The sequence below is a fragment of the Gloeotrichia echinulata CP02 genome (genome assembly GCA_038087035.1).
Classification (GTDB): domain Bacteria; phylum Cyanobacteriota; class Cyanobacteriia; order Cyanobacteriales; family Nostocaceae; genus Gloeotrichia; species Gloeotrichia echinulata.
This window is the reverse complement of the sequence record CP051187.1, coordinates 1,349,428-1,374,668: the sequence shown is the minus strand read 5'-3', so window position 1 is coordinate 1,374,668 and position 25,241 is coordinate 1,349,428. Positions and strand designations below refer to the sequence as shown.

The 25,241-nt window shown below is 41.2% G+C and carries 23 protein-coding genes; 12 read left to right on the top strand and 11 right to left on the bottom strand.

The features are described from left to right. Positions 1–31: 31 nt before the first annotated feature. On the top strand, positions 32–1,996 hold the full coding sequence (locus HEQ19_06260) for an ATP-binding protein (protein ID WYL99180.1): 1,965 nt from the start codon (positions 32–34) through the stop codon (positions 1,994–1,996). 935 nt (positions 1,997–2,931) lie between these two features. On the opposite strand, the gene HEQ19_06255 is transcribed toward HEQ19_06260, so the two are convergent. Together HEQ19_06255 and HEQ19_06250 are read right to left on the bottom strand one after the other, a co-directional pair. Further along, positions 2,932–3,372, bottom strand: coding sequence for a PIN domain-containing protein (locus tag HEQ19_06255; GenBank protein ID WYL99179.1), 441 nt, complete (start codon positions 3,370–3,372; stop codon positions 2,932–2,934). Between the two features lie 15 nt (positions 3,373–3,387). Beyond that, positions 3,388–3,594 carry a hypothetical protein gene (locus HEQ19_06250; GenBank protein WYL99178.1) on the bottom strand — a complete coding sequence of 69 codons (207 nt, stop codon included), beginning with the start codon at positions 3,592–3,594 and terminating at the stop codon, positions 3,388–3,390. 281 nt (positions 3,595–3,875) lie between these two features. On the opposite strand from HEQ19_06250, the gene HEQ19_06245 reads away from it, so the two are divergent. The 4 genes from HEQ19_06245 (at position 3,876) to HEQ19_06230 (ending at position 7,610) form a co-directional block, all read left to right on the top strand. After that, positions 3,876–4,847 carry a sodium-dependent bicarbonate transport family permease gene (locus HEQ19_06245; GenBank protein ID WYL99177.1) on the top strand — a complete coding sequence of 324 codons (972 nt, stop codon included), beginning with the start codon at positions 3,876–3,878 and terminating at the stop codon, positions 4,845–4,847. 4 nt (positions 4,848–4,851) lie between these two features. Further along, positions 4,852–5,145 (top strand): P-II family nitrogen regulator, encoded by a 294-nt coding sequence (locus HEQ19_06240; GenBank protein WYL99176.1) that lies wholly within the window; start codon positions 4,852–4,854, stop codon positions 5,143–5,145. Between the two features lie 395 nt (positions 5,146–5,540). Continuing rightward, a complete protein-coding gene (locus tag HEQ19_06235; GenBank protein ID WYL99175.1) occupies positions 5,541–6,215 on the top strand; it encodes a carbonic anhydrase in 675 nt (224 codons plus the stop codon). A gap of 177 nt (positions 6,216–6,392) precedes the next feature. Then, the gene (locus HEQ19_06230) at positions 6,393–7,610 is read left to right on the top strand and encodes a proton extrusion protein PcxA (GenBank protein WYL99174.2); all 1,218 of its coding nucleotides are present in this window, start codon (positions 6,393–6,395) and stop codon (positions 7,608–7,610) included. Between the two features lie 136 nt (positions 7,611–7,746). On the opposite strand, the gene HEQ19_06225 is transcribed toward HEQ19_06230, so the two are convergent. Beyond that, entirely contained in the window at positions 7,747–8,193 is a 447-nt protein-coding gene (locus HEQ19_06225; GenBank protein ID WYL99173.1) for a low molecular weight phosphatase family protein, read from the bottom strand. Between the two features lie 804 nt (positions 8,194–8,997). Beyond that, entirely contained in the window at positions 8,998–9,219 is a 222-nt protein-coding gene (locus HEQ19_06220; protein WYL99172.1) for a hypothetical protein, read from the bottom strand. A 337-nt stretch (positions 9,220–9,556) separates the two neighbouring features. Between HEQ19_06220 and nifJ the strand changes: the two genes are divergently transcribed. Further along, positions 9,557–13,159: a pyruvate:ferredoxin (flavodoxin) oxidoreductase gene (gene nifJ / locus HEQ19_06215; protein ID WYL99171.1), complete on the top strand. Its 3,603-nt coding sequence runs from the start codon at positions 9,557–9,559 to the stop codon at positions 13,157–13,159. A gap of 82 nt (positions 13,160–13,241) precedes the next feature. Here the strand turns inward: nifJ and HEQ19_06210 are convergent, their stop codons facing one another. The 3 genes from HEQ19_06210 to HEQ19_06200 are packed head-to-tail and all read right to left on the bottom strand — an operon-like array spanning position 13,242 to position 14,994. Then, positions 13,242–13,472 carry a hypothetical protein gene (locus HEQ19_06210; GenBank protein WYL99170.1) on the bottom strand — a complete coding sequence of 77 codons (231 nt, stop codon included), beginning with the start codon at positions 13,470–13,472 and terminating at the stop codon, positions 13,242–13,244. Positions 13,473–13,478: 6 nt separating this feature from the next. Continuing rightward, on the bottom strand, positions 13,479–14,804 hold the full coding sequence (locus tag HEQ19_06205) for a DUF58 domain-containing protein (protein WYL99169.1): 1,326 nt from the start codon (positions 14,802–14,804) through the stop codon (positions 13,479–13,481). 7 nt (positions 14,805–14,811) lie between these two features. Then, entirely contained in the window at positions 14,812–14,994 is a 183-nt protein-coding gene (locus tag HEQ19_06200; GenBank protein WYL99168.1) for a hypothetical protein, read from the bottom strand. Positions 14,995–15,386: 392 nt separating this feature from the next. Between HEQ19_06200 and HEQ19_06195 the strand changes: the two genes are divergently transcribed. The 6 genes from HEQ19_06195 to HEQ19_06170 all read left to right on the top strand — a co-directional run bounded on the left by HEQ19_06195 (position 15,387) and on the right by HEQ19_06170 (position 18,869). Next, positions 15,387–15,545: a 4-Cys prefix domain-containing protein gene (locus HEQ19_06195; protein ID WZI67229.1), complete on the top strand. Its 159-nt coding sequence runs from the start codon at positions 15,387–15,389 to the stop codon at positions 15,543–15,545. Beyond that, positions 15,545–15,775 (top strand): RDD family protein, encoded by a 231-nt coding sequence (locus HEQ19_06190; protein ID WYL99167.1) that lies wholly within the window; start codon positions 15,545–15,547, stop codon positions 15,773–15,775. The genes HEQ19_06195 and HEQ19_06190 overlap by 1 nt, the downstream gene beginning before the upstream one ends. Before the next feature lie 2 nt (positions 15,776–15,777). Beyond that, positions 15,778–16,194, top strand: coding sequence for an RDD family protein (locus HEQ19_06185; protein WYL99166.1), 417 nt, complete (start codon positions 15,778–15,780; stop codon positions 16,192–16,194). 245 nt (positions 16,195–16,439) lie between these two features. After that, the gene (bcp, locus tag HEQ19_06180; GenBank protein WYL99165.1) at positions 16,440–16,922 is read left to right on the top strand and encodes a thioredoxin-dependent thiol peroxidase; all 483 of its coding nucleotides are present in this window, start codon (positions 16,440–16,442) and stop codon (positions 16,920–16,922) included. A gap of 151 nt (positions 16,923–17,073) precedes the next feature. Next, positions 17,074–17,700 carry a type I restriction endonuclease gene (locus tag HEQ19_06175; GenBank protein WYL99164.1) on the top strand — a complete coding sequence of 209 codons (627 nt, stop codon included), beginning with the start codon at positions 17,074–17,076 and terminating at the stop codon, positions 17,698–17,700. Positions 17,701–17,702: 2 nt separating this feature from the next. Next, positions 17,703–18,869 carry an IscS subfamily cysteine desulfurase gene (locus tag HEQ19_06170; GenBank protein ID WYL99163.1) on the top strand — a complete coding sequence of 389 codons (1,167 nt, stop codon included), beginning with the start codon at positions 17,703–17,705 and terminating at the stop codon, positions 18,867–18,869. A 126-nt stretch (positions 18,870–18,995) separates the two neighbouring features. Here HEQ19_06170 and HEQ19_06165 read toward each other — a convergent pair whose 3' ends face one another. The 4 genes from HEQ19_06165 to HEQ19_06150 form a co-directional block, all read right to left on the bottom strand. Beyond that, entirely contained in the window at positions 18,996–20,027 is a 1,032-nt protein-coding gene (locus HEQ19_06165) for a Type 1 glutamine amidotransferase-like domain-containing protein (GenBank protein WYL99162.1), read from the bottom strand. 115 nt (positions 20,028–20,142) lie between these two features. Next, positions 20,143–20,421, bottom strand: a complete 279-nt coding sequence (locus HEQ19_06160) for a hypothetical protein (protein WYL99161.1) — start codon at positions 20,419–20,421, stop codon at positions 20,143–20,145. A 464-nt stretch (positions 20,422–20,885) separates the two neighbouring features. Next, on the bottom strand, positions 20,886–22,877 hold the full coding sequence (locus HEQ19_06155; protein ID WYL99160.1) for a zinc metalloprotease HtpX: 1,992 nt from the start codon (positions 22,875–22,877) through the stop codon (positions 20,886–20,888). A 271-nt stretch (positions 22,878–23,148) separates the two neighbouring features. After that, positions 23,149–24,996 (bottom strand): alpha-amylase family glycosyl hydrolase, encoded by a 1,848-nt coding sequence (locus HEQ19_06150; GenBank protein WYL99159.1) that lies wholly within the window; start codon positions 24,994–24,996, stop codon positions 23,149–23,151. Positions 24,997–25,241 lie beyond the last annotated feature (245 nt).

Below are 25,241 nucleotides of genomic sequence, written 5' to 3'. Positions count from 1 at the left end.
GCACATAGCTTCTATTTTTAGACTTTTGACAATGCTTAGTTCTCCTGATTTGAGCTTTTCTCGAACCTTGCCAATAGATATATTTAATCAGCTTGGGGAATTGTTGCAGCAGATGGCTCAAGCAGTGGGAAATACCGGTTTGTTGCTGACAGAAGCTGTACTGGCGCGGATTCGCATCCCTAGATCATGGCAAAAACAAAGATTTACTTTGCTGGTTTCTGATGGATTTAGCGCTCTGTTGGTAGGAAACCAAGAAGAGACGGGGAGGGGGGAAAAAATTACCTCATTGACTCAGGATTCAGAATTGAATGCTAGGTTGACATTTAATTCAGAGGCGATCGCCTCTTTCCTCTCGCAATTAAGAGACTTATTTGCTCAGGATTCTGATACTCACCAAAATTTAGAAAGCTATCGTCAAATTATCGGTCCTAATAATGCCACGCTCCAAAGTAATTTCACCCTGATTTTATTAGAATCCCTCCTACCGAAGCCCAAACAAGAAGTTACAGATGTACCAGCTGTCAAAGAAGCTGATGTTTATACCTGTCAACCAGTCGAAGATGCTCTCAAAAGACAGATTTCTCAAGAGCGGCTGTTGAATCAAGTGACCACCCAGATTCGCAAAAGCCTAGATTTGCCAGTAATTATGGCAACGGCAGTGACACAAGTCCGTGAGTTTCTAGAATTAGACAGATTAGTAATTTATAAGTTTGAAGGCTCAAGAGTCAAGAGGCAACAGGGAAGAGTCAACGGTCAACAGTCAACGGTCAACGGTCAACGGTTAATCGAAAACTACGAACAGCAGAGGGGTTGTATTGTTTATGAAGCCCGTGCTACAGATACCATTCCATCAGTGTTGAATTACAGGGAAGAAAATTGTTTTGTGCGGAATTCTCGATGTTGGGAGAAGTATCGTCAAGGGTTTACTTTAACTGTTGATGATGTTGAAAAAACTTATGGGCTGGAAGAGTGTTTGTTAAATTTTCTCAGGGAGAGCCAAGTTAGAGCAAAGTTGGCTGCACCAATTATATTTGAAGATAAACTTTGGGGACTGCTAATTGCTCATCAGTGCCATGAGCCACGACAATGGACACAGAGTGAAAAAAACTTGTTGACTTCGATTGGCGAGCAATTAGCGATCGCCATTCACCAAGCTGAGTTAATGCGAACTCTGCGAGACGCTACGCGAACACTCGCCCAAGAAAAACACACTCTCGAACAAAGAGTGATTGAGCGGACAATGGCTCTGCGGGATGCGCTATTAGCCGCTGAAGCCGCAAGTCGCCTCAGAAATGAATTTTTGGCTACGATTAGCCATGAATTGCTGACGCCTTTAACTTATGTTATTGGGATGTCTTCTACCCTGTTACGCTGGCCTATAGGTGAGTTAAGCCAGCGACAGCGAGATTATTTACAAACCATCCACGACAGTGGCGAACATTTATTAGAAATGATTAATGACATCCTCGATTTATCGCAAATTGAGGCTGGTAAAACAGTTTTAAATATTACGGAATTTTCTTTGGCGAATATTGCACAAAATACCCTGATATCCCTGATAGAAAAATCGACTATAGAACAAGTAAATCTCAAACTCGATTTGCAAATTGACCCCCGTCGTGACCTATTTACCGCCGATGCAGTCAGAGTAGAACAAATTCTCTGGAATTTGTTAACTAATGGGATTAAATTCACGCCTGAAGGTGGTAATGTCATCTTACGTTTATGGGTAGAAGATGAAACAGCGATTTTTCAAGTTGAAGATACAGGTATTGGTATTCCTGAAGAACAATTACCATTACTATTTGAGAAATTTCAACAACTAGATACACCCTATCGTCGCCGCTACGAAGGTACGGGAGTAGGTTTAGCTTTAACTAAACAGCTTGTGGAAATGCATCGGGGGCGGATTGAAGTAGAATCCACAGTTAGTATTGGCTCAATTTTTACGATTTGGATACCAAAACAGCCCCTCAGCTCTGTGAGTCCTCAGTGACGACTGAGGAGTGAGGAGTGAAGAGTTGGGTTAGTCCTACTACTTTGTTTTTCGAGCAGAAGTGTTGAATGTTAAGATTTCGAGGATATTGCCCAAGTTGTGAATTGGACTTGCTGATACCAAATTCGAGTGGTTAATGACTCTATTCTCAATAGGTAAGGGATTTAACCTGGGTAAAACGCAAGTATTGTAAAGTTTTGTTGCAAGATTCAACTAGACTGTTTTTCGAGGTAAGGTCGTTATCAGGGTAAATTGACAATTAGTTATTATTTGATTAGATTGGTATTCCTTAACTCAGCTCATAAATCGGTAGGATTTTGACAATAAATCCTTCCGGTTTTTCTTTTATATATAAATTAGCCTTGCTATCTGAAAATATGAATTACTTTCACGCACAGACGCCCTAATCGCAAATAACGTATTCTTAATATATATCACAAAATGTAAATTTTGTCAAAACTCTTACCAATGACAAATAATTTTTTAGCTTTCCCGATAGAAGCCCCACGCTCACTCGAATGAGCGTGGGATGAATGGCGCGTGAGTGACGAATTGACCAACGAGCGAAATTGAGCATAGCGAAATCAGCAATGTTGGTCGGTGAGGAATGAACACTTTCTTGTTTTTTTTTCAAAATAAATATTTGATATAATTTTAACCAGTAGGTGTAATCCAATTAAATGCTGAAAAGCAGCCTATTAAAATAAAAGCTAATTGTTTGGCTTAACCAAAGAACCGTGGTTAGCACAGTCTTAAAGCTCAGTCAATGTCTTCATAGAAGAGTCGCACAGAAGCCCACACTCACCTGAAAGGGAGTGTGTGGAGTACGTCACTTGAAATCTTAAAAAAGGGACTGATTATTTCTTGTCATTGGTAAGGGTTTGGGGCATAATCATAATATTTACGTTTCGTAATATAGTTATGTTTATTCGCACTTACTCGTCAACCGTCAAGGGTAAATCTTCTCGGAGTAATGCGCGGAATCCTGCTTGCTGAAAATGCTCGTTAGCAGTTAATGCTTCCGTAATTCCACTATATTGCATTACAATAAAAGAGACGCAATCTCTAAATCCCCATTCTTTTTCAGTCCTGTCGCAGAATAGCTGGAATGCTCTGTCATAAAGCTCCTGGGATAGGGGGACAATTTCTACTTTGGAGTCTGCTGTCAGTGCATTTAATAATATGACTGCTCCATGACGAAATGGTTGTTGAGCTAAGGCGTTACCAATTTCTAGCATGACAGACTGTGTTGTCACTAAGCGTGTTCCTGCGGTTTCTAGCAACCCAGCCAGATAGACGGCTCGCTGATGTAAGTCATCATGGGGTGCAGATAAGGCGATGGCAAAAGATGTATCAAGAAATACTTCTGACCTCATGCTGAGTTTCTGAACCTATAAATACTTGTCAATGTTACTAGACCAGTCAGGCGGTCCCTCTAATTTGAGCGATCGCGCTGTCACCAAAAACGATACAGTTCCCTGTTCTTCAGGTGGTAAGACTTCTATACTAATCCGCACCCTGGTATTGGCTGGTAACGCCATAGGTTCTGTAGGATAGAACACTTTGCCATCAAACACAGCTGTTATTGTTTCTACCATTTTTTTGTCCAAAAGCGTTTTATATTTTATCCTAAGCTGGTTGCGGGGGAACTAGCAAAACGTGATATTGTATACCTTTTCGTAAAATTTGCAGCATTCCTATGTAAAAATACTCCTTAAGGTTCATGTCATAATATTGACATACGATTTACACACGACGTTCATATACTTGGAATATAAAAGATATAGAAAGTTAATAAAAATTTAACTTTTAGGAGTGTTTGCTATCTAGACCTAATATTTTCTGCGGTCTATCTTTGCAAAAATCAGGACAAATCGAAATGAATTCAAGCCTTATTTTGTCGAACATATTGAATCCGCCAGTGCTTTTCTTCTTTTTAGGGATGCTGGCAATTTTTTTAAAATCAGATTTGGAAATTCCCCAACCTTTACCAAAATTGTTTTCTCTTTACCTTTTGCTGGCTATTGGCTTTAAGGGAGGTTATGAACTTGATGAAAGTGGAATTACTCCACAAATTGCACTGACATTATTAGCAGCTATATTAATGGCGTTTGTTGTACCTGTTTACTCATTTTTTGTGTTAAGAATAAAACTTGACACCTATAATGCAGCAGCTATTGCAGCCACCTATGGGTCTATTAGCGCCGTTACCTTTATCACTGCTCAGTCTTTTCTCAAGATTCTGAACATTCCATCTGGCGGACATATGGTCGCCGCTTTAGCCCTGATGGAGTCTCCTGCAATTATTATCGGGATTCTGTTGGTGAGGATATTTAGCCAAAATAAAGAAAATGAAAAATTTTCTTGGAATGAAGTTCTGCGAGAAGCATTTTTAAACGGCTCTGTTTTTCTCTTAATTGGTAGTGTAATTATAGGCATCCTGACTGGACAAAAAGGTTGGGAGAAGTTACACCCATTTACACAAGATATATTTTACGGAGTTCTAGCTTTCTTTCTGTTAGATATGGGAATGGTAGCCGCTAGAAGAATCAAAGATTTGAGTAAAACAGGTTCATTTTTGATTATATTTTCTATATTCATGCCTGTAGCAAATGCAATTTTTGGTATAATCATTGCCAAGGCTATTGGTATGTCTGCTGGAAATACTTTGTTATTTGCTGTCCTTTGTGCGAGTGCTTCTTATATAGCAGTTCCCGCAGCAATGAGAATGAGTGTTCCTGAAGCTAATCCCAGTTTGTACGTTTCAATGGCGCTGGCTTTAACCTTCCCTTTCAACATAATTATTGGCATTCCCTTGTATTTTAATATCATCAAAGTCATGGGAGTTTAACATTGTGCAACCTGTTAAGAAGGTAGAAATCATAACGAATACCCTAGAACTGCAAAAAGTTTTAGTAATTTTAGAAAAAGCTGGGGTGTCTGGGTATACCATCATTGAGGATGTCGTTGGTAAAGGAGACAGAGGTAGAGTTATCAATGATTTAGAAACCCATGTACTCACCAATGGATATGTAATGAGTATCTGTACAGAAGAACAACAGCAACAATTAGTAGCAGCAATTGAGCCTATTTTGCAGAAATTTGGTGGTGTATGTATTGTTTCTGATGTCAAATGGATTGCACATTAGATATCATGTATAGAGAGGCGCCATCAAAAGCGTCTCTCTACAGTTAATCCTGGATTTTGAGAGGTTGTTTGAAAAGTATTTCCCTGTATCTTCGCACTTTGAGATCCCCCCTAACCCCCCTTTTTAAGGGGGGAACCGGAATCAAAGTCCCCCGAGGATCGGGGGATTTAGGGGGATCTCAAATTTTTGATACCGACAAGAGGACTTTTCAAACATCCTCTGACATGTTTTTGCGTAAATTTGGTGAAAGACTGTGATATTTAAGGGAGTTCCAAAGAGAAAATATTTAATCGCCACTGTGGATTGTTGACTACTGACTGTTAACAACTTCAAGTGGTTGTTTTTATTTTTTGGAGTTCCCTAATAGAATAAATTTTGATCAGGGGAATTAATCTGTGCCAATAAAACGCATAATTGATGGTCTGAATGAGTTTCATGACAACTATTTCATTAGGCACCGTGAGATGTTTGAGCATTTGTCTCATGGTCAGAACCCAGAAGTTTTAATTATCACTTGCTCAGACTCAAGGATTGACCCATTTTTAATCACTCAAAGTCAGCCTGGGGACTTGTTTGTAATCCGGAATGTTGGTAATATTATACCACCCTATGGGGCAGCTAATAAAGGTGAGGGTGCTGGTATAGAATATGCTGTTCAGGCTTTGGGTATTAAAGATATTGTCCTCTGTGGTCATTCCCACTGCGGTGCAATGAAAGGACTATTACAATTAGGTAGTCTTGCTCAACAAATGCCTTTAGTTTACGACTGGTTAAAGCAATATGCTGAACCTACCCGGCGTCTAGTGATGGACAACTATCCAGATTATCCCCCCGATAAACTCCTAAAAACAACTATTGAACAGAACGTACTCACACAGATAGAAAGTCTGGAGACTTATCCAATAATTCGCTCTCGACTTCACAGTGGTAAACTCACTCTTCACGCCTGGATTTATGAAATTCAAAGTGGGGAAGTATTTGCTTATGACGCTAACGTAGGTCAATTTAAAATTCTAGAAAATCGTCCGTTTCCTGTACCTAATCCTCTAATTGGTGTACACTCAGAATAAAGGATAGAGGGAATAGGTAATAATTATGATTAATTATTACCTATTCCCCTTTGTACAAGTTAAATGAAAAATTATCATTATATTTATATATAGATAAAAATGTGTGCGATAAAAGCTTCATCCTTTACAAGGAATACAGGGTTGTTCCGCAAAAAAATCACAGAGTACTTACAAACAATGAAAGAATGGTTTTTGAATACACCAGAAAGAGCGCTTTTAGAAGCTTACGAGGCTGCTCAGATCATTAAAAACATCGAAATAGAATACTTTGGTAATCAAACAATATCGGCTGAATCAGGCAATTATACTGAAAATGTGATGTCTTATTGGCAGGGATATTTAGATAAAAATTTAACTATTATTAATGTCAGGCTAGCAGAATTTCGGCTAAGTCGGGCAATGTTGAATATTTCTAATACTGCTGTTTTAGAAAAACTACAATTTATTGACGAAGTTATATTAAAGTATATACCTAATGATGAACCAGTTAGCAGCAGTAATTTAGCGCCAATTTCTGATTCACTACCAATTAACAGTAATGAAGTTAATCAAAAATCAAATTCCACTAATATAGATGCTTTTAAAGTACCACCTGTAAGTCAAAAAGCTGGGTTTTTACCCCGGTCGTTGGGAAGGACAATTAACAGAATAAAAACAGATTTTACGCCGCAAGCAGAAGAAGAATTTGTCAGAAAATACCGAATTTCTAGAAATCGGACAAGAATCGCCTTGAGATTTTTCTTAATTCTAATTCTTGTACCACTGTTAACCCAGCATTTTTCTAAACAATTATTATTCAATCCTATAGTAGAAAAGAATAGAGGTGAAAATATAACTAAAATTTTCCTCAATTCAGATATGGAAGCAGAAGCTCTCCATGAACTAAAGAATTTTGAAGAAACATTAAAATTTACAAATTTATTACATCAAGCTCCAGCACTTTCTCCAGAAGCAATAGAAGAACAAGTCAGGGACAAAGCAATTGAGATAGCTGAGGAATTTAGAACTAAAAGTAGTGGCGCTATTAGTAATGTGTTTGCTGACTTAATATCACTAATTACTTTTGCTGTGATTATTGCTATGAGCAAAAGAGAAATTGTGGTTGTCAAGGCTTTTATCGATGATATTGTCTATGGTCTTAGCGACAGTGCTAAGGCTTTTTTAATTATTTTATTTACAGATATATTTGTAGGATTCCATTCACCACATGGCTGGGAAGTGCTTCTAGAAGGATTTGCAGAACATTTAGGTTTAGCAGCGAATAGAAGTATAGTATTTCTATTTATTGCTACATTTCCTGTGATTTTAGACACGATAGTTAAATATTGGATATTCCGTTATCTGAGTCGGTTGTCTCCTTCAGCTTTAGCCACCTTGAAAGAGATGAACGAGTAATTATTACTTAAAAATAAGACCCCACCCCTAGCCCCTAAGCGCAAGCGAGGAGGGGTATAAGAAGTTTACAGCAATTTTCACACAATAACCACAGATACCTGTAGGGGCGCAAGGCCTTGCGCCCCTACTGTGTGGTCTATTTGGTTGATAATAACTCTAATTCTGCTATAAGTTGCAATATCTGATTCTCAATTTGTCCCAAGGCTTCTTGATGCGAGGTTTTATCTATATCATGCACCAACCAGTAATCAATAGCATCCATCCATTCAGGAAACCGCGCTTTCATTAGCGGTCTATGTTCCGATTCGTCTAGTGCAATAATTCGATTTGCTGTCTGAAAGTCTTTCTCAGTCGCTTGTTGTGGAAAGCGTTCGTTATCAGGTACACTCACTAAGCGCACTGCTAAAGCCTCAACGGCATAGTGAGAAATTGGTCCTACATTATTTGCACCCCGTTCTAAGGCTAATCCTCGTGAATCAGCGAGCCAATCTAACCCTTGTTTAGTAGCCAACCAATTGAACAGGTGTTCGGCGAAACGGCTGCGGTAGTAATTACCCGTACAGAGAAATAATATTTTTGGCATTTAAGATAGTTAAAAGTTGCACGCTGTTGCCTGGATACTGTCTGGGTTTCTAACAACCCACAGTATCCAATCTTAGCAACTGCGCTCCAAATTGATCTATCAAAACAGTATCTGCTTTTTCAGTAGATACACCCTAATGAATCTGTAAAAATAGAGTAAAACTTTCACGCTGACTTTATACATATATAAATGACACAACCTAAACTGACACAATCCCATTTCTACAATCTCAACAATATGCAATGTATTCCGGTTGACGAATAATCTTCATGGGGACTTATCTGGAAGATAGAGGAATATATAAGTAATCCCCCCAGACCCTCTAATGAAAAGAGTATTGGGGGGTTCAAATGTTGCAGCAAAAAGTGAATTAGTATTTAGTTAACATTGTCTAGATTAAAAACTCAATAAAAATTGGTTAACTTTCGGTAAAGTAAATATAAAGGGTGAATAAAGACCAGTCAGAATGGTCAGTGAGTTAAAACTGAAAAACCTGACTGGAAGCTGTTTTCGGATATTTTTGACAGTCGAAAACTAAAAATCAATTCTTTCACAAATACTTACGTATGGCAAGGGGGTTCTTTCCCCTCAGTGCTTGTAATTAGGTTTTGACCTATATTTTTGAGTCTTAATACGCTGAAGCGCAACTACAAACAACTACAAACCGTTGACCGAACCTCTACCCCATCAAAAAATATAAATTTCCCCAAAGCCTGATAAATTATCAGCTACGGTTTTTGAGTACATGCTTAATATCTATTAATAGATCAAATAGGGGAGGTGCGATAATACTTGATGAAGTATTTATTGAGAGTCAAATTTTGAGTAATGAGTAATGAGTAATGAGTAATGAGTAATGAGTGATGAGTAATGAGTGATGAGTAATGAGTAATGAGTAATGAGTAATGAGTAATGAGTAATGAGTGATGAGTAATGAGTAATGAGTAATGAGTAATGAGTAATGAGTGATGAGTAATGAGTAATGAGTAATGAAAGAATTATTAAGATATTAACAACTTCAATCAATAAGTTGAAATAAAAATAAAAAATAATCCACTCATTATGAAGTATTTATTGAGAGTCAAACTTTAAGTAAGGAGTAATGAGTAATAAGTAATGAATAATAAGTAATAAAAGAATTATTAAGATATTAACAACTTCAATCAACAAGTTGAAATAAAAATAAAAAATAATCCACTCATTACTCATTACTCCTTACTCATTACTCATTACTCATTACTCATTACTCCTTACTCCTTACTCATAACTCATTACTCATTACTCATTACGGCTATTTCTAATTCTTCTCTTCATCCAGTTTAGAAACCCCAGCAATTGCTAAAATGTGAGACAGGAAAAAATCATGACCAAGACCTATGCCACTATTGACGGAAATGAGGCTGTAGCCCTTGTTGCTTACAAGTTAAATGAGGTAATTGCTATTTATCCTATCACCCCCTCTTCAACGATGGGTGAATGGGCTGATGCTTGGGCGGCTGATGGTCGTCCGAATCTCTGGGGTACTGTTCCCAGTGTAGTGCAAATGCAGAGTGAGGGCGGCGCGGCTGGTGCGGTACATGGGGCTTTACAAACGGGTTCCCTGAGTACTACTTTTACAGCTTCCCAGGGATTATTACTGATGATTCCCAATCTCTACAAAATTGCTGGGGAACTTACCAGTACTGTTATTTACGTCGCTGCGCGTTCTTTAGCTACGCACGCTTTATCAATTTTTGGTGATCATAGCGACGTGATGGCAGCCCGTGCTACTGGCTTTGGTTTGCTGTGTTCGGCTTCGGTGCAGGAAAACCTGGATTTTGCCCTCATCGCCTATGCAGTAGCCCTAGAGACGCGAGTTTCGTTTATGCATTTCTTTGACGGCTTCCGCACATCACATGAAGTGCAAAAAGTCAAGTTGTTGTCAGATGATGACTTGCGATCGCTCATCAACGATGATTTAATTTTAGCTCACCGCGCGCGCGCCCTGACTCCGGACCATCCAGTTTTACGCGGTACAGCCCAAAACCCGGATGTTTTCTTCCAGTCCCGCGAAGGCGCAAACCCTTACTACCAAGCTACACCGTCCATAGTCCAGCGGGTGATGGATGAATTTGGAGAACGCACAGGTAGATATTACCAAATCTATGAATACCACGGCGCCGCCGATGCGGAGCGGGTAATTGTGATTATGGGTTCTGGGTGTGAAACCGTCCATGAAACCGTAGATTACCTCAACAACAGTGGGGAAAAAGTCGGTGTGGTGAAGGTGCGGTTATATCGCCCCTTTGACGTGGCACGATTTGTGGCAGTATTACCTCATAGTGTACAGGCGATCGCCGTCCTCGACCGCACCAAAGAACCAGGTAGCGCCGGGGAACCCTTGTATTTGGATGTGGTAGCTGCGGTTCATGAAGCCAATCCCAAATCCCAAATTCCAAATCTAAAATCTATTATCGGTGGGCGGTATGGTCTTTCTTCCAAGGAATTTACCCCAGCGATGGTGAAGGGGATATTTGATAATCTTGCCGCAAAACAGCCGAAAAATCATTTTACTATCGGGATTAATGACGATGTTACCCACACATCCTTAAACTTTGACCCCAATTTCTCTACTGAACCTGATAACGTTGTGCGGGCGATGTTTTACGGCTTAGGTGCTGATGGGACTGTGGGTGCTAATAAAAACTCTATCAAAATTATTGGCGAAGAAACCGACAACTACGCCCAAGGCTACTTTGTCTACGACTCCAAAAAATCTGGTTCGATGACCGTTTCTCACCTGCGTTTCGGTACAGAGCCAATTCGGTCAACTTACTTGATCGACAAAGCTAATTTTATCGGTTGTCATCACTGGGGTTTTCTCGAACGGATAGATATTTTGAAAGCCGCTGTACCTGGGGCGACTATCTTAGTTAACAGTCCTTATGATATTGATACTGTTTGGGAACATTTACCCAGCAAAGTGCAACAGCAAATTATTGACAAAAAGCTCAAGTTGTACATCATCAATGCTACCAAAGTAGCCCGCGAAAGTGGCATGGGGGGACGCATTAACACCATTATGCAGGTGTGTTTCTTTGCTTTGGCGGGGGTCTTACCAGAAAAAGAAGCCATTACCAAAATTAAACAAGCGATTGAAAAGACCTACGGTAAAAAAGGCGCCGAAGTTGTTCGCATGAATTTACAAGCGGTAGACAACACCCTGGAAAATTTGCATGAGGTGAAGGTAAAAGATGGGGATATGGGGAAAAAATGGGAATATGGAGAGATTATCCACAGTCCCGTTTCTATAAGTGCGCCGGAATTTGTGCGGGAAGTTTTAGGTAAAATCATGACTTGGGAAGGTGATGATTTACCTGTAAGTTCTCTCCCTCCTGATGGTACCTTTCCCAGTGGAACAACTAAGTGGGAAAAACGCAACGTTGCTGAAGAGATTCCTGTGTGGGATGCGGAAGTTTGCGTTCAATGTAGTAAGTGTGTGATGGTTTGTCCCCACAGCGCCATTCGCGCCAAGGCTTATGAAGCAAGTAAGTTGGTAAATGCGCCAGACACCTTTAAGTCAATTGACGCCAAAGATAAGGACTTTGCAAACCAAAAATTTACGATTCAGGTAGCAGCTGAAGACTGTACAGGATGCGCCATTTGTGTAAATGTCTGTCCGGCGAAAAATAAATCAGAACCATTACGCAAAGCCATTAACATGGCGCAGCAGCTACCTTTGCGGGAGCAAGAACGGAAAAATTGGGATTTCTTTTTGAGTTTACCAAATCCTGACAGAAGACAGTTAAAATTGCACCAAATTCGCCAACAACAACTCCAAGAACCTTTATTTGAATTTTCTGGTGCTTGTGCTGGTTGTGGAGAAACGCCTTATCTAAAATTATTAACACAACTGTTTGGCGATCGCGCTGTTATTGCTAATGCTACGGGTTGTTCTTCCATCTACGGCGGAAATTTACCCACAACCCCTTGGACAACCAACGCTGAGGGACGTGGACCTGCTTGGTCTAATAGTTTATTTGAAGATAACGCCGAATTCGGTTTTGGCTATCGCTTGTCTCTAGATAAACAAGCGCAATTTGCAGTAGAATTGTTGCAAAAGTTGAGTGGGGAAGTTGAAGAGAAGCTTGTCGAATCGATTATTAATGCTACGCAAAATAACGAGACGGAAATTTGGGAACAGCGGGAACGGGTAAAGATTTTGAAACAAAAACTAGATCAAATCTCAACTTCAGAACTAAACCCCAATCTCAAATCCCAAATCCAAAATCTCAAATCCTTAGCCGATTATCTCGTCAAAAAAAGCGTCTGGATTGTCGGCGGTGATGGTTGGGCGTATGATATTGACTTTGGCGGTATTGATCATGTCTTAGCCAGTGGTCGCAATGTCAACATCTTGGTGATGGATACAGAAGTATATTCTAACACGGGCGGACAATCATCCAAAGCTACGCCAAGAGCAGCGGTAGCGAAATTTGCCGCCAGTGGTAAGCCTGCGCCCAAGAAAGACTTAGGTTTAATCGCCATGACCTACGGAAATGTTTACGTAGCCAGTGTAGCTATTGGCGCGAAAGACGAACAGACTTTGAAAGCATTTTTGGAAGCAGAAGCTTTCGACGGTCCATCACTGATTATTGCCTATAGCCATTGCATCGCCCACGGCATCAATATGACCACAGGCATGAATCACCAAAAATCTCTGATAGAATCAGGAAGGTGGTTGCTGTATCGGTATAATCCTGAGTTGCAGAAACAGGGTAAGAATCCATTGCAATTAGATATGCGATCGCCTCACCAATCGGTAGAAAAATCAATGTATCAAGAAAATCGCTTCAAAATGTTGACCAAGAGTAAGCCAGAAGTTGCAAAACAACTGCTAGAACAAGCCCAAGCGGAAGTAGATGCGCGTTGGCAAATGTATCAATATTTGGCGAATAGGTCGGCGCAAATAAATCATACTAGCTAGGGTCGTCATTTGTCATTTGTCATTTGTCATTTGTCATTGGTCATTTGTCATTTGTCATTTGTCATTGGTCATTGGTCATTGGTCATTTGTCATTGGTCATTTCTCCCCAATCCCCAATCCCCAATCCCCAATCCCCAATCCCCAATCCCCAATCCCCAATCCCCAATCCCCAATCCCCAATCCCCAATCCCCAATCCCCAATCCCCAATCCCCAATCCCCAATCCCCAATCCCCAATCCCCAATCCCCAATCCCCAATCCCCAATCCCCAATCCCCAATCCCCAATCCCCAATCCCCAATCCCCAATCCCCAATCCCCTTCAAAGTTGATTCCGCGCTTTGAGTTGCAAATAACGTTCAACTAATTGATCGGTAATTTGATTCGCTGGCGCATCGAGTATCAATACACCTTTTTGTTTCAATTTAGCAAAGGCGATTTGTCTTTGTGCTAATAAATCTAAAGCTACCGCACGAGTATAAGCGACTGTCACATCTTCGTTAAAAGTGTGTGCTAAATGATCAACTTGAGGATCGCGCAGAGTCACCGAAAACGGTAGATAACGAGGTGCTAATCGCGACAGTGCGGCGAGGAGTTCAGCGGAGGCGGTGACATCAACTATATCGGTAATTAATACTACTAGTGCCCGACGAGTTTGGCGCTGCACTAAACTGGTGACAGCCCCTAAATAGTCAGATTCTAGCAATACTGGTTGAATCGGAGTCAGGCGATCAATTAGCTGACTTAGGTGATGTTGACCGCGTTCTGGGGGAATCCACGTATGCATTTGGCGGTCAAATACACCCACACCGACGCGATCGCCTCGATGTAATCCCGCCAAAGCTAAGGATAAGGTCGCATTCAAACCCCAGTCAAATCGCTGCAAACCCTGGACTTTCGATGTCATCAACCGTCCGCGATCGAGCAAAATCAGCAAGGTTTGCTCCTGTTCTGGTTCTAAAACCCTTACCAGTGGCGGTGTATTACTATACGTCCCCACACGCCGGGCGGTAGCTTTCCAATCAATAAATCGCAAATCATCACCAGTGCGATAGTTCCGCAGTTCTGCAAACTCAGTCCCAATACCCATTTGGCGAGATTGGCGAATTGCTCCCGATGATTGTAGTGTCAGCCGAATTGAGAGCGATCGCAACCCCAATAAATCAGGATAAACCTTCACGCGCAGACTTTGGGAAATCTGCCAATCATCCCAAGCTAATCCCCAAAGTCCTAACTGTCGGACTTGAATATTCCCCCAAGGAAACTCTCCCCGCTGTGTTGGTTTGACACTATACTTCAATTCCTGAGTGCTGTTGATGGGAAGATTCGCGCTGAGTGTGGGTACAGACACAGCAAATCCCGTTGGGTAATAATCGCGGATTTGAATCACAGCATTAGCCTTTGCCGATGTTACCATGAGCAGCACCGGATTATCTTGACCAATAGACAAGCGCGGCGGTAATTCGCGGATAATTTGCACCCGGTAGCGCCGTACCCGCAAACCATCCACAACCATCAAGCCCAAAACTACAACATCAAATAGTAAGGCGATCGCAATACTCCAGGGAATACCGAAAAATAGCGATAAAATCGGGGCGATCGCTATTCCGAATATCAATAATAAATAAACTCGTAAAGAAGGAATCATTTTACTCCTAACTCCCAATTCCCAATTTTGGGACTCTCACGGCTACAACGACCTCTGTTTGTACCGATTGACTGATGGGAGCGGGTTTCATGTCTCGGTAGTCGAGTACTTGAACGATGATCAGGTAGGCGATCGCTAAAATAATAGAAATCGCACCGGTGATTATAGCAACTAGTTTTGAGCGGTTCATCGTATGATTTAGCCAGGGGAGTGTCAATATTCTTTTAACATAAGTCAAGAATTTAGATTCTTAATATAGATTAAACCGGCAGTCTTAGCTCGACTTTATCCATTTTCCATGAAGGCGATCACTAACGCTGAAAGCTATATAGGGCGATAGTTTGAGTTTTTCAATTTCACCGTGAATCAGTGACATGGAAAAAGTTTTTGCCAAAAAGCCAGGATTTTTGCCCTATAAGGAGAACCAAGTTCTTAATTTTGGATAAAGTCGAGCTAAGGGTGTGTTACCGCGACAGCGTAACGCACCGTATTAATACAGCCGCAATGTTTGTATAAAAATTACTCTTGTTAAACACATCGATAACGGTAAAATGGCAGATAAAACCGTTACCGGCTGATGCAATGAGTCTGTGCATTAAACCCGACTGCTCAAAACCGCAAAATCGTGATGATGAATTATTTTGTCTCAGTTGCGGCTCCGAACTTCTACTACAAGGGCGCTATCGAGTCATACGTCAGCTAGGGGGTGGCGGTTTTGGTTTGCCATTTACAGCTCAGTAATGGAGTCTTCTTCCCAACAGGGAACGCTTGACAAAATAGCTTTGGGTATTATTGTTACCGACCTCAAGGGCAATAAAATCTCTTTTGGTGTGGCTTTTGCAAGGCATATTAGCAAATATATTTCATCATATTTAACTTTGGGGGTGGGCTACATCATGGCAGGTTTTACGAGTAAAGCACAAACTCTGCACGATCAAATCACTGGTTGTTTAGTAGTTAAAAAACGTTAGGAGTGAACCATGCAACCACAGTACGCCGGTTGACGAGATTTGTAGCATACTTGCTTGACGTGATTATTTTATACATTTTAGGCTCCGTTGTTGGCTTCGTCTTTGGTTTCTTGTATGCTACTGCTCTAGGAACTGCTGAAGGTGTTGAAGGTATTGCCTTTGTTTTGGGAATTGTAATTGCTTGGCTTTACTTTGCATTGCTAGAAAGTTCAGATCAACAGGCTACTCTTGGTAAACAAGCATTGGGAATTATTGTCACTGAGGGGAACAAAATCTCTTTTGGTAGAGCTACGGGAAGGCATTTTTCTAAGTTTATTTCCAGTTTGATTTTTGCGATTGGCTATATTATGGCTGCATTTAGCGAGAAAAAGCAAGCGCTCCACGACATCATAGCTAGTACTCTAGTAGTCAAGAAATAGTGATGATGTCAGCACGATATTGGTAAACCTGTTATTTGCCAAGAGGCGTATTGGCTTCTTATTGGGCAAAGCTCACCCCCAAAGTTAGATTAACCCAACTCCTCACTTGTCGGTGAGTTTGAGTTGGGTTTTTTTTACTTTAAAATAGCTAAAGATTTCTGCTGTACATCTGGCGTGCGGTGACTGCTCATATCGGCTACAATGAAAGGTTAGCTTAGACAGCATCAGGACATCCTACACAGATCATGACCAACATTCCCCAACCTGGAGAACCAGCACCAGATTTCTCTACCCCAAACCAAAATGAAAACCCAGTCAGTCTCGCTGATTTCACCGCTCAATGGGTTATACTTTATTTCTACCCCAAAGATGACACCCCTGGCTGCACCACAGAAGCCAAAGATTTTACCGAGTTGTATCCAGACTTCAGCCAACTAGGAGCGAAAATTTTAGGCGTAAGTCCAGATTCGGGTAAAACTCATTGCAAATTTATCAGCAAACATAACTTATCCATCACCCTCCTCAGTGACCCAGAACATCTACTAACACAGGCTTATGGCGCTTGGCGATTGAAAAAGTTTATGGGAAAAGAATATATGGGTGTGGCGCGGTCAACTTTCCTGATTTCTCCTGATAGAATAATTGCCTATACTTGGCCGAATGTCAAAGCCAAAGGTCATGCTCAACAAGTGTTAACTAAACTGCGAGAATTATCAGGGAGTAAATAATTAAGTAGAATGTGACTAGCCCATTCGAGCAGCCAATTAAGAATTAGAGGTCATGGAACAAGAAAAAATTAAATTTCCTCACCAGAAAATCAATTATATCAGGTGTTAAAAATCTTAAAAAAATTAGGTCAACTATTGAGTTAATATTAATATGGTTCAAGTCATCCAAGCGCAAAATGTAGGCATTGCTTATTTAGAAGAAAGATTTGGTCTGCACCAGACTGAATCTGAGGCGTTTTTTACAGAGTGGTTTACAGGTTTACCAGAAATCACAGATTTAGAAAAGCAAGAGTTAGACAGAGTTAAAACTCATTTCCTCAGATTGGTGAAACATCCTCCTTTGTTGGAAGAAGTTGTGAAAATGGTGGTATTATCTCCTTTACTCAATCTGGCTGGATTTTATGACGAACCTTTTTTGATTAAAAATGAGCAGTCAATAGAAATTTCGGCGGAGGATGAAGGAAAAATTATTCGAGGGAGAATTGATGTTTTAGTCATTCAGCAGCAATTGTGGTTACTTGTAATAGAATCAAAAAGGGCTAGCTTTTCTGTCTTAGAAGCCATACCCCAAGCACTGACTTATATGCTGGGAAATCCCCATGAAGAAAAACCTGTATTTGGATTAGTAACTAATGGAAGCCATTTTCTGTTTTTGAAACTAGCTAAATTAAATACATTCAAGTATGCTTTGTCTGATGAATTTACTTTGTTGAAAAGAGAAAATGAGTTGTATCAGGTGCTAAAAATCTTAAAAAAATTAGGTCAAGCATTCAGTTAATTATGTCCATTCGTCCTATCTACCTCGATTGTCACGCTACCACCCCCGTTGATGAACGGGTATTGGCAGCAATGTTACCTTATTTTACCGAAAAATTTGGCAATCCAGCCAGTATTAGTCATATTTACGGCTGGGAAGCAGAAGCTGCTATCAAACAAACCAGGGAAATTTTAGCAGACGCCATCAACGCCACACCAGAAGAAATTGTCTTCACCAGTGGCGCCACAGAAGCGAATAATTTAGCTATCAAAGGTGTCGCTGAGGCTTATTTTCAAAAGGGTCAACATATTATAACAGTGGCGACTGAACATAAAGCCGTTCTCGACCCTTGTAAATATTTACAAACTCTCGGTTTCGGAATTACCATCCTCCCAGTGCAAAAAGATGGATTAATTGATTTAACCGAGTTAGAAAAAGCCTTCCGTCCTGACACAATTTTGGTGTCGGTGATGGCTGGAAATAACGAAATCGGCGTATTGCAACCATTAGCAGAAATTGGGGAAATGTGTCGCCAACGCAATATAATTTTTCACACAGACGCAGCCCAAGCCATTGGTAAAATTCCCTTAGATGTGGAAGCGCTAAATATTGATATAATGTCGCTCACAGCACATAAAGTCTACGGACCAAAAGGCATCGGTGCATTGTACGTCCGCAGACGCAACCCCAGAGTTCAACTGGCTCCCCAACTGCATGGCGGAGGACATGAACGGGGAATGCGTTCGGGAACATTATATACACCGCAAATTGTCGGTTTAGGTAAAGCCGTAGAAATCGCCTTGGCTGAACAAGCAACGGAAAACCAACGCCTGACAGAACTTAGACAAAGATTGTGGAAACAACTTTCCCAATTGACAGGAGTACATCTCAACGGACATCCCAGCCAAAGAATCGCCGGAAACCTGAATATCAGCATTGAAGGAGTAGACGGCGCCGCCCTTTCTTTAGGATTACAGCCAGTCATGGCAATATCATCCGGTTCAGCTTGCTCCTCAGCCAACACCGCCCCTTCTTATGTTCTCACAGCATTGGGACATTGTGAACAACTAGCTTATGCATCCGTGCGGTTTGGCATTGGACGCTTCAATACCCAAGAGGAGATTGATATCGTCGCCAAACATGCGATCGCCACTATTCACAGTTTACGCAAACAAGCGACTTTGGTCTAGGCGCGATCGCCGTTTTCATACAATTACCACATTTTCTGTAGGGGCGCAAGGCCTTGCGCCCCTAGGCCTTGTCGTCCTCACATAGGCGATCAAATGGGTGTTATCCCTATTCGCGACTCAGTATCCTCAATAAGGATCGGAGTCAATTCTTCCCCGCTTGACACTCCGCAGATAATATCCCCTTGTCGGTCTATTTTTCAAGTCGAAAGTATCACCACGGGGAACGCGCCAAATTTTGTAGTCGTGGAAAGTGAGGGGAGTTCGCGGTTTACATTCTTCTGGTAAATGGTCAGCGAGGACAAAATATGCTGCACCCCTCCCCATAACTTTCGCTAAACCGTATTTATCCACCACAACAGATGTCTCTTCGCTAATAGCTATTCCTAAAGCACTTTCACAGACACCATCCTGAATTTGACGCGCTATAAAAGCCATGATTCGACCCATTCTTTTACGGCTGTCAAAATGGGTATCTACAACACTTCCCCTTAAATTGTGCCATTGAAAAAAGTTGTAAGTAAAGGTCAGATTCTGGTATGGATCTGCGAGTGCATCTTTGCTTTCAACGCTATCTATGCAAGCACAAGCATCGTAGACATATTCACTTTGGATCATCGCACCTGCACTAGTACCACCAATACCACCGCGTCTAGCATAAACTGACTTAACAGCAAATTCTAATTTAGTATTATGCCACTTGCGGATGTATTCACATTGGTCGCCGCCGGCAAAGAAAATTACATCAGCTTGTCTTACTTTATCAAAAATATCTGTTCTGTTAGCATCATCTCTATTGCTAATGATTAGAGTTTCAACAGATCTTACACCTCTCATATCATAAATTAGCCGATTATAATCATGGCTACCATAAGAGCGAATAACTACGACATCAACCTTGGTGTCGCAGTTATTACATCCTCTCACCTCGTTGATCATCCACTGGATCGCCTCTTCCACATCAGGTCCACCCCCACCCAAAAGCAGGACTGGACCTGCTAAAGAAGGCAAAATATAACCAGTATTGATATGGGTAGTATTTTTCTCGATGTAAGGTGTCGATGGTGCTGTAAAATGGTTGATAAACGAGCTTGCCATCTTCAACAGCCAGCTTCTGGCAGTCTTCAAGCACTTTGCGATCTTTAGGAATGCCTTGGTCATACTAATTATTTGGCGCAAACTGCAAATATTGCTTACTTTCGCACCAGAGGGGTAATAATTCCCAGCGTACAGCGCTTGTGCTGTATTTTTCACCCAAAATAACGCAGGGTGAACATTATAGACGGCTTGCAAAAGTCATAAATGCGCCTTCGGAACGAGACATTCCTTGTTTGGAACGCGACAGTTCTTGTTTGGAACTCGACATTCCTTGTTTGGAACTCGACATTCTTTGTTTGGAACGAGACATTCCTTGTTCGGAACGAGACATTCCTTGTTTGGAACGAGACATTCCTTGTTTGGAACGAGACATTCCTTGTTTGGAACGAGACATTCCTTGTTTGGAACGAGACATTCCTTGTTTGGAACGAGACATTCCTTGTTTGGAACGAGACATTCCTTGTTCCGATGATACCCAGGACTTACTTGCGTGTCACATTTAAAGAATGGTGCGTGACGCCACAAGTCAAGTAAGCTGCGTACAATATTTATCGAAGCGTCACGCACCCTACATAGGGCAATACAGTTCAGTTAAGGAAAATTGTCGTAGGGGCACGGCACGAGTAAAATTGTCATTAGAAGAAAAAATTTTGGATGCCGTGCCCCTACATATACCATGTGCAATCAATCGGATTTGATATGAGGTATATCAGAGCAAGCTCCTCGCTTGCGCTTAGGGGGTTGGGGGTGGGGTTCTTATACGTCACTGAGAACCGCCATAGCCCTAACTAAAAATACGGCGTTGCATAATTGCGGGATGAAATCGTTAAATTCAACTTTGAAAACTCTTCCTCTTTGCGCCTTTGCGCCTTTGCGTGAGACAAAAATCATCCCATTAATCAGCAACGCCAAAAATACTATTTACCTAAAATATACCTGCACAACAACTCCTAAAATCATCAATGCACCACCCATGATGAATGACCAGAAGCGATGGTAACTGTTGACAATAGTGCCATTTTCACTCTGCAGTTGAATCAGATCCATCCAAGGCGCAACACCTCGACGGAACCAACCCACAGCTTCAACCTGTTGACCAATTAAGCTTTGCACTCGCTTCATTCCAAACAGAAAATTACCGATAGGGCCAAAGCGGGAGGCGTAGTGCAGATAAAGCATTCCGCTGCGGTCTTGGATTTTCAAATCGGAACCGAATTTATAACCAGCATCACCACGACCAATTAGTTGACCTTCCAGTTTTGCAGGTTGTCCGCGCAATGGGCTGGCGTAAGGGTCTGACATCAGGGTGAGAACATCGGTTGCTGGTGCTTGCTGATAGCTGGGGAACATCACCAAGGCTTTAATCACAATTCCTACCCCTAAGCCGATGAATGGCGCACCCATCGACAAACCAGGGTTTTGGGAACTTGACCACAAAATTGCGGCGATAACTAAACCAGCTAATAGACCGATGGTTTCAGATCCATAGAGTACAACATCTAACAAGAAATTACCATAAAGCTTACCCTTGCTTAAGGTTTTGCCTTCGTTAATAACTCGTCCCATGTCAAACTCAATTGGTAAACCCAGCTGTTCCGCATAGGTGCTAAGGGCGCGGACTCGTTTACCAGTCAGCGGGTGAGTGGAATTTAACTCCATCCACCAACCCCAAGGGTTAAACATATCCCACAAAAAGACGCGACCAATTTTTTGTGAATCTGAAGCAATTCGGTAAGCGGTTCCTGTAGAAGCAGCGGCTTTCGGGTCATAAATACCCAAGGCGCGTGTCCCTTCAATCAAGCGACTGGGTTCTTTTGACCGTGAACCTTCTTCGACAATTCCGTAAGCAATCTTAACTAAAGCGCGGGATAATCCATTAGGGTTTCCTGTGGTTTCTGCAGCAAAATGGTCAGCAAAGTATTCTCTGGTGCGGGAAAGGTACAGCAGTAGGTAAGTCCCCAGGATGTAAAATATATAGGCAGCCAGTGCAACAGATTGTATTGCATCTTTGATTTTGCTATCATCACCGGTTGTTAATCTTCTGGCTGTGCTGTAAATCAGGTAGCAAATTTGCACTAAAGTAGATGCTACGGTCATCACAGCAAAGTCCCAATGGACGATATGTCCTAGTTCGTGGGCGTAGACGGTAGCAATTTCATCGTCATCAAGATAAGTGAAAAGTCCCTGACTAACGACTAAGCGAGCGCTATTTGGTAATGAACCATAAGTGAAAGCTGTGGGGTTTTGGTCGTTAATGATTCCCAGTCTGGGAGTTTTTAGCTGTTTCTGTTGACAAACTTGATGAATAATTCTCGCAGTCTCTGGACTCAAGGATTCCACTTCGGCTAACTCTACCCAACGAGTTTGGTAAAGCCAGCTTTGAATTAAATCCATGAGGAAGGGAGACAGGAAAAAGCTGAGGATACTAAAAATTATGGTAATACCAATAGCGATCGCTAGCCCTTGGAGTGGATCGTTGCTACCCAAAATCAATACTAAGCTTAAACCTAAAGCCAACACCATGCCAAACATCAAAGTCATGGTGACACCAGAGGCTAATACCAAACTACCACCCACACCCCCCATCGCTAATTTTACGCCAGCAGTAGCAGCACGTCCTGCTGTTTGAAAGGCTTGAGATTGGCTCGCTGGTGGCGTTTGAGGTAAGGTTTGGCGGGCTTGTTGTGCCCAATTGCGTACCTCTGGATTGTTGCTGTTCATCAGCTTTTGAACCATAATCGTAGCTTTTTCCAGTTCCCCCGCACCTTGATATGCTTTCACTAACCACATCTGTGCGGAAAGGTAATCTGAGGAATTTTGATCAACACAATTTCTACAGAACTGTTCTAGCAGTTTAACAGATTCTTGATAACGTCCCTCTTGAAACGCATTCAATCCAGATTGCAATGACATAGGATCTCCTTGGTCAAAGAGTGGTATTTGATCTATGAATACTCCATAGATTCAATCTATGTCATGGCAATTTCGTAAAAGTTTAAAAACCAAAAGTATAAATTTTATTTTCCATGAGTTTGGTAAGTAAAAATACCCTTGGTGTTAAGGATAATCGTAGAATCGTAGATTGGGTTTTGTAAAGCCTCAACCCAACCTACACAGTTTTATTTTTTAGCCAAAACCTACGCAGTATTGTCAGCGAACCGTCTTAACTCCCAACTTCTCACTCCTAATTCTTCACCGTCCAGATTCTCCCGTAATTGCTAGGAATATTTACCCAATATTCCGTCCAACTAGGAACCCCAATTAAATTGTTCTGTCCATCAAGTTCGTCTTGATAATCGCCAGCAATTGGGAACCAGAAGGGTACACTCTGATCGCTATTACCAAAGTTAAGCGCTACTAAAGTGAACTTGTTAGCGTGTTGACGCGAGAATAGCAACACATTTTTAGACTGATAGCGGTCATAATTGTTGTAAAAGAAGTGATTCCCTTCCGTAAACTGCGATTGCTGACGACGCAGTTTAATCAGTTTTCTTACTAAAGAAATTACCCTTTGACCAATAGGATCATAAAAATAATCCCATCGTACAGGTCGCAGCAACATTACTCGCCCAAAACCTTGTTCTGGGAGATAATAGTTTTCCCCAAATTCCTGACCTTGCCATAACATGGGAATACCTTTGCAAGTTAAAATCCCAATGAGATATGGCTGGACTTTATACCACAAATCACGATTACCTTCTTGTAATAAATCATTATCGCGAGTATTTTTGCCAAAATTGCAAACAAAGCGAGAATGGTCGTGATTCTCAATATATTGCAATGCTGTTTTGGCTATTTTATCGTCATTGACTGTAATCTCTGACGGATAGCCATCCAAACCAAATTTAAAGCCCAGATTAGCTAAATCACCTTTGTTTCCAGCAGCTACACTTTGGGCTGCACCTAATGTTTCATTTTGCCAGGTACTGTTGGTATAAGTCTGTGCCAAAATCCCTTTTGGTCCTTCTAATTGTTCAGCACACTGAATCAAATTGATGGTGTTATTGTTAAAAAATTTCTGCCAGTAATCCCCAGAAGTGCTTTTTTCTTTGACGGTTTTATAAGTGTTAAACACTAAGTTAGCGTAACCAACTCCTGTAGAACCGTCCCAGTAATTGGGTACGCAGTCATAGCGAAAGCCATCGACATGATAAACAGCCAACCAGTGATAGTTAACTGTATAGAAAAAATCTTGGGTAAACTTGCGGTTATAATCTGTACTTTCACCAAAATAATCTTTAGCAAATGTCCCCATAAAAGGGTTTTCTCGATAGCCTAATTGCCGATAAAGATAAGAGTATGTAAACTGATCACTGGTGTGTCCATAAACGGCATCGACAATTAGAGCAATGTTGTTTTGATGTGCAGCATCAATTAATTTTTGCAAATCTTTTCTTTTGCCAAAGCGCTCATCCACACCAAAATAGCCAATCGGCAAAAAGCCCCAATCTACTGTTAATGCTACGTTAGAAAGGGGCATAATTTCCAGACAGTTAACTCCCAAATCTGCCAGATACCCAAAGCGCTCTATTGTTCTCTCAATATCTCCGGCGAATTCATTGATCATTAATTCGTAGATCACCAAATCTTTTAACGCAGGAGTTTTCCAGATATTTTCTTGCTGACTCCATTGATATGCTTCATATCCCATTGTAAAGGCTGATAATTTGCCTATACCAAATTCTCTAGCAAACGGGTCAACAATCCAATCGATTTCTCCCTTATTCGGATTCTGAAGAAAATAGCGGTAAACATATTTACCTGGTTCTCCCCATGCAGATTTGGGGTGTGGTTTTGGTTGACTGTTAATGTTTATCTGAGTTGACCAATAATCACCATATTCTGGGTCAATAGAATGGTCTAACTCAAATATTAGTGGCTGCGTAATTTGCAAAAATTGGTCTTTTTCGTGAATTACTTTCACCCATAGCCGATTCCCGTCCTTTTTAGACACCCAAGGAAGAAAAACTCCAAACTCAACAATACCACCGGCTTCTCTTGCTCCTAGTTTATCTAAAGGTAGCAGTTTCATATGCTCATCCCTGATTTATTCGCTTTGTTACTGGTGTTAACCCTTCAGGTGTTTGTCATGCAAAAATCAATTGTGTTATACCAATTTAATGTGAAGTTGCATATATCTCGATCCCCCTAAATCCCCCTGAAAAAGGGGTACTTTGATATATGGTTTTCCGCTTCTGGGGATCGAATTCTATGCAGCTTTACATTAAATTGGTATTACCAACAAGACACCAAGAAAAATACATCATTTGAATAGAG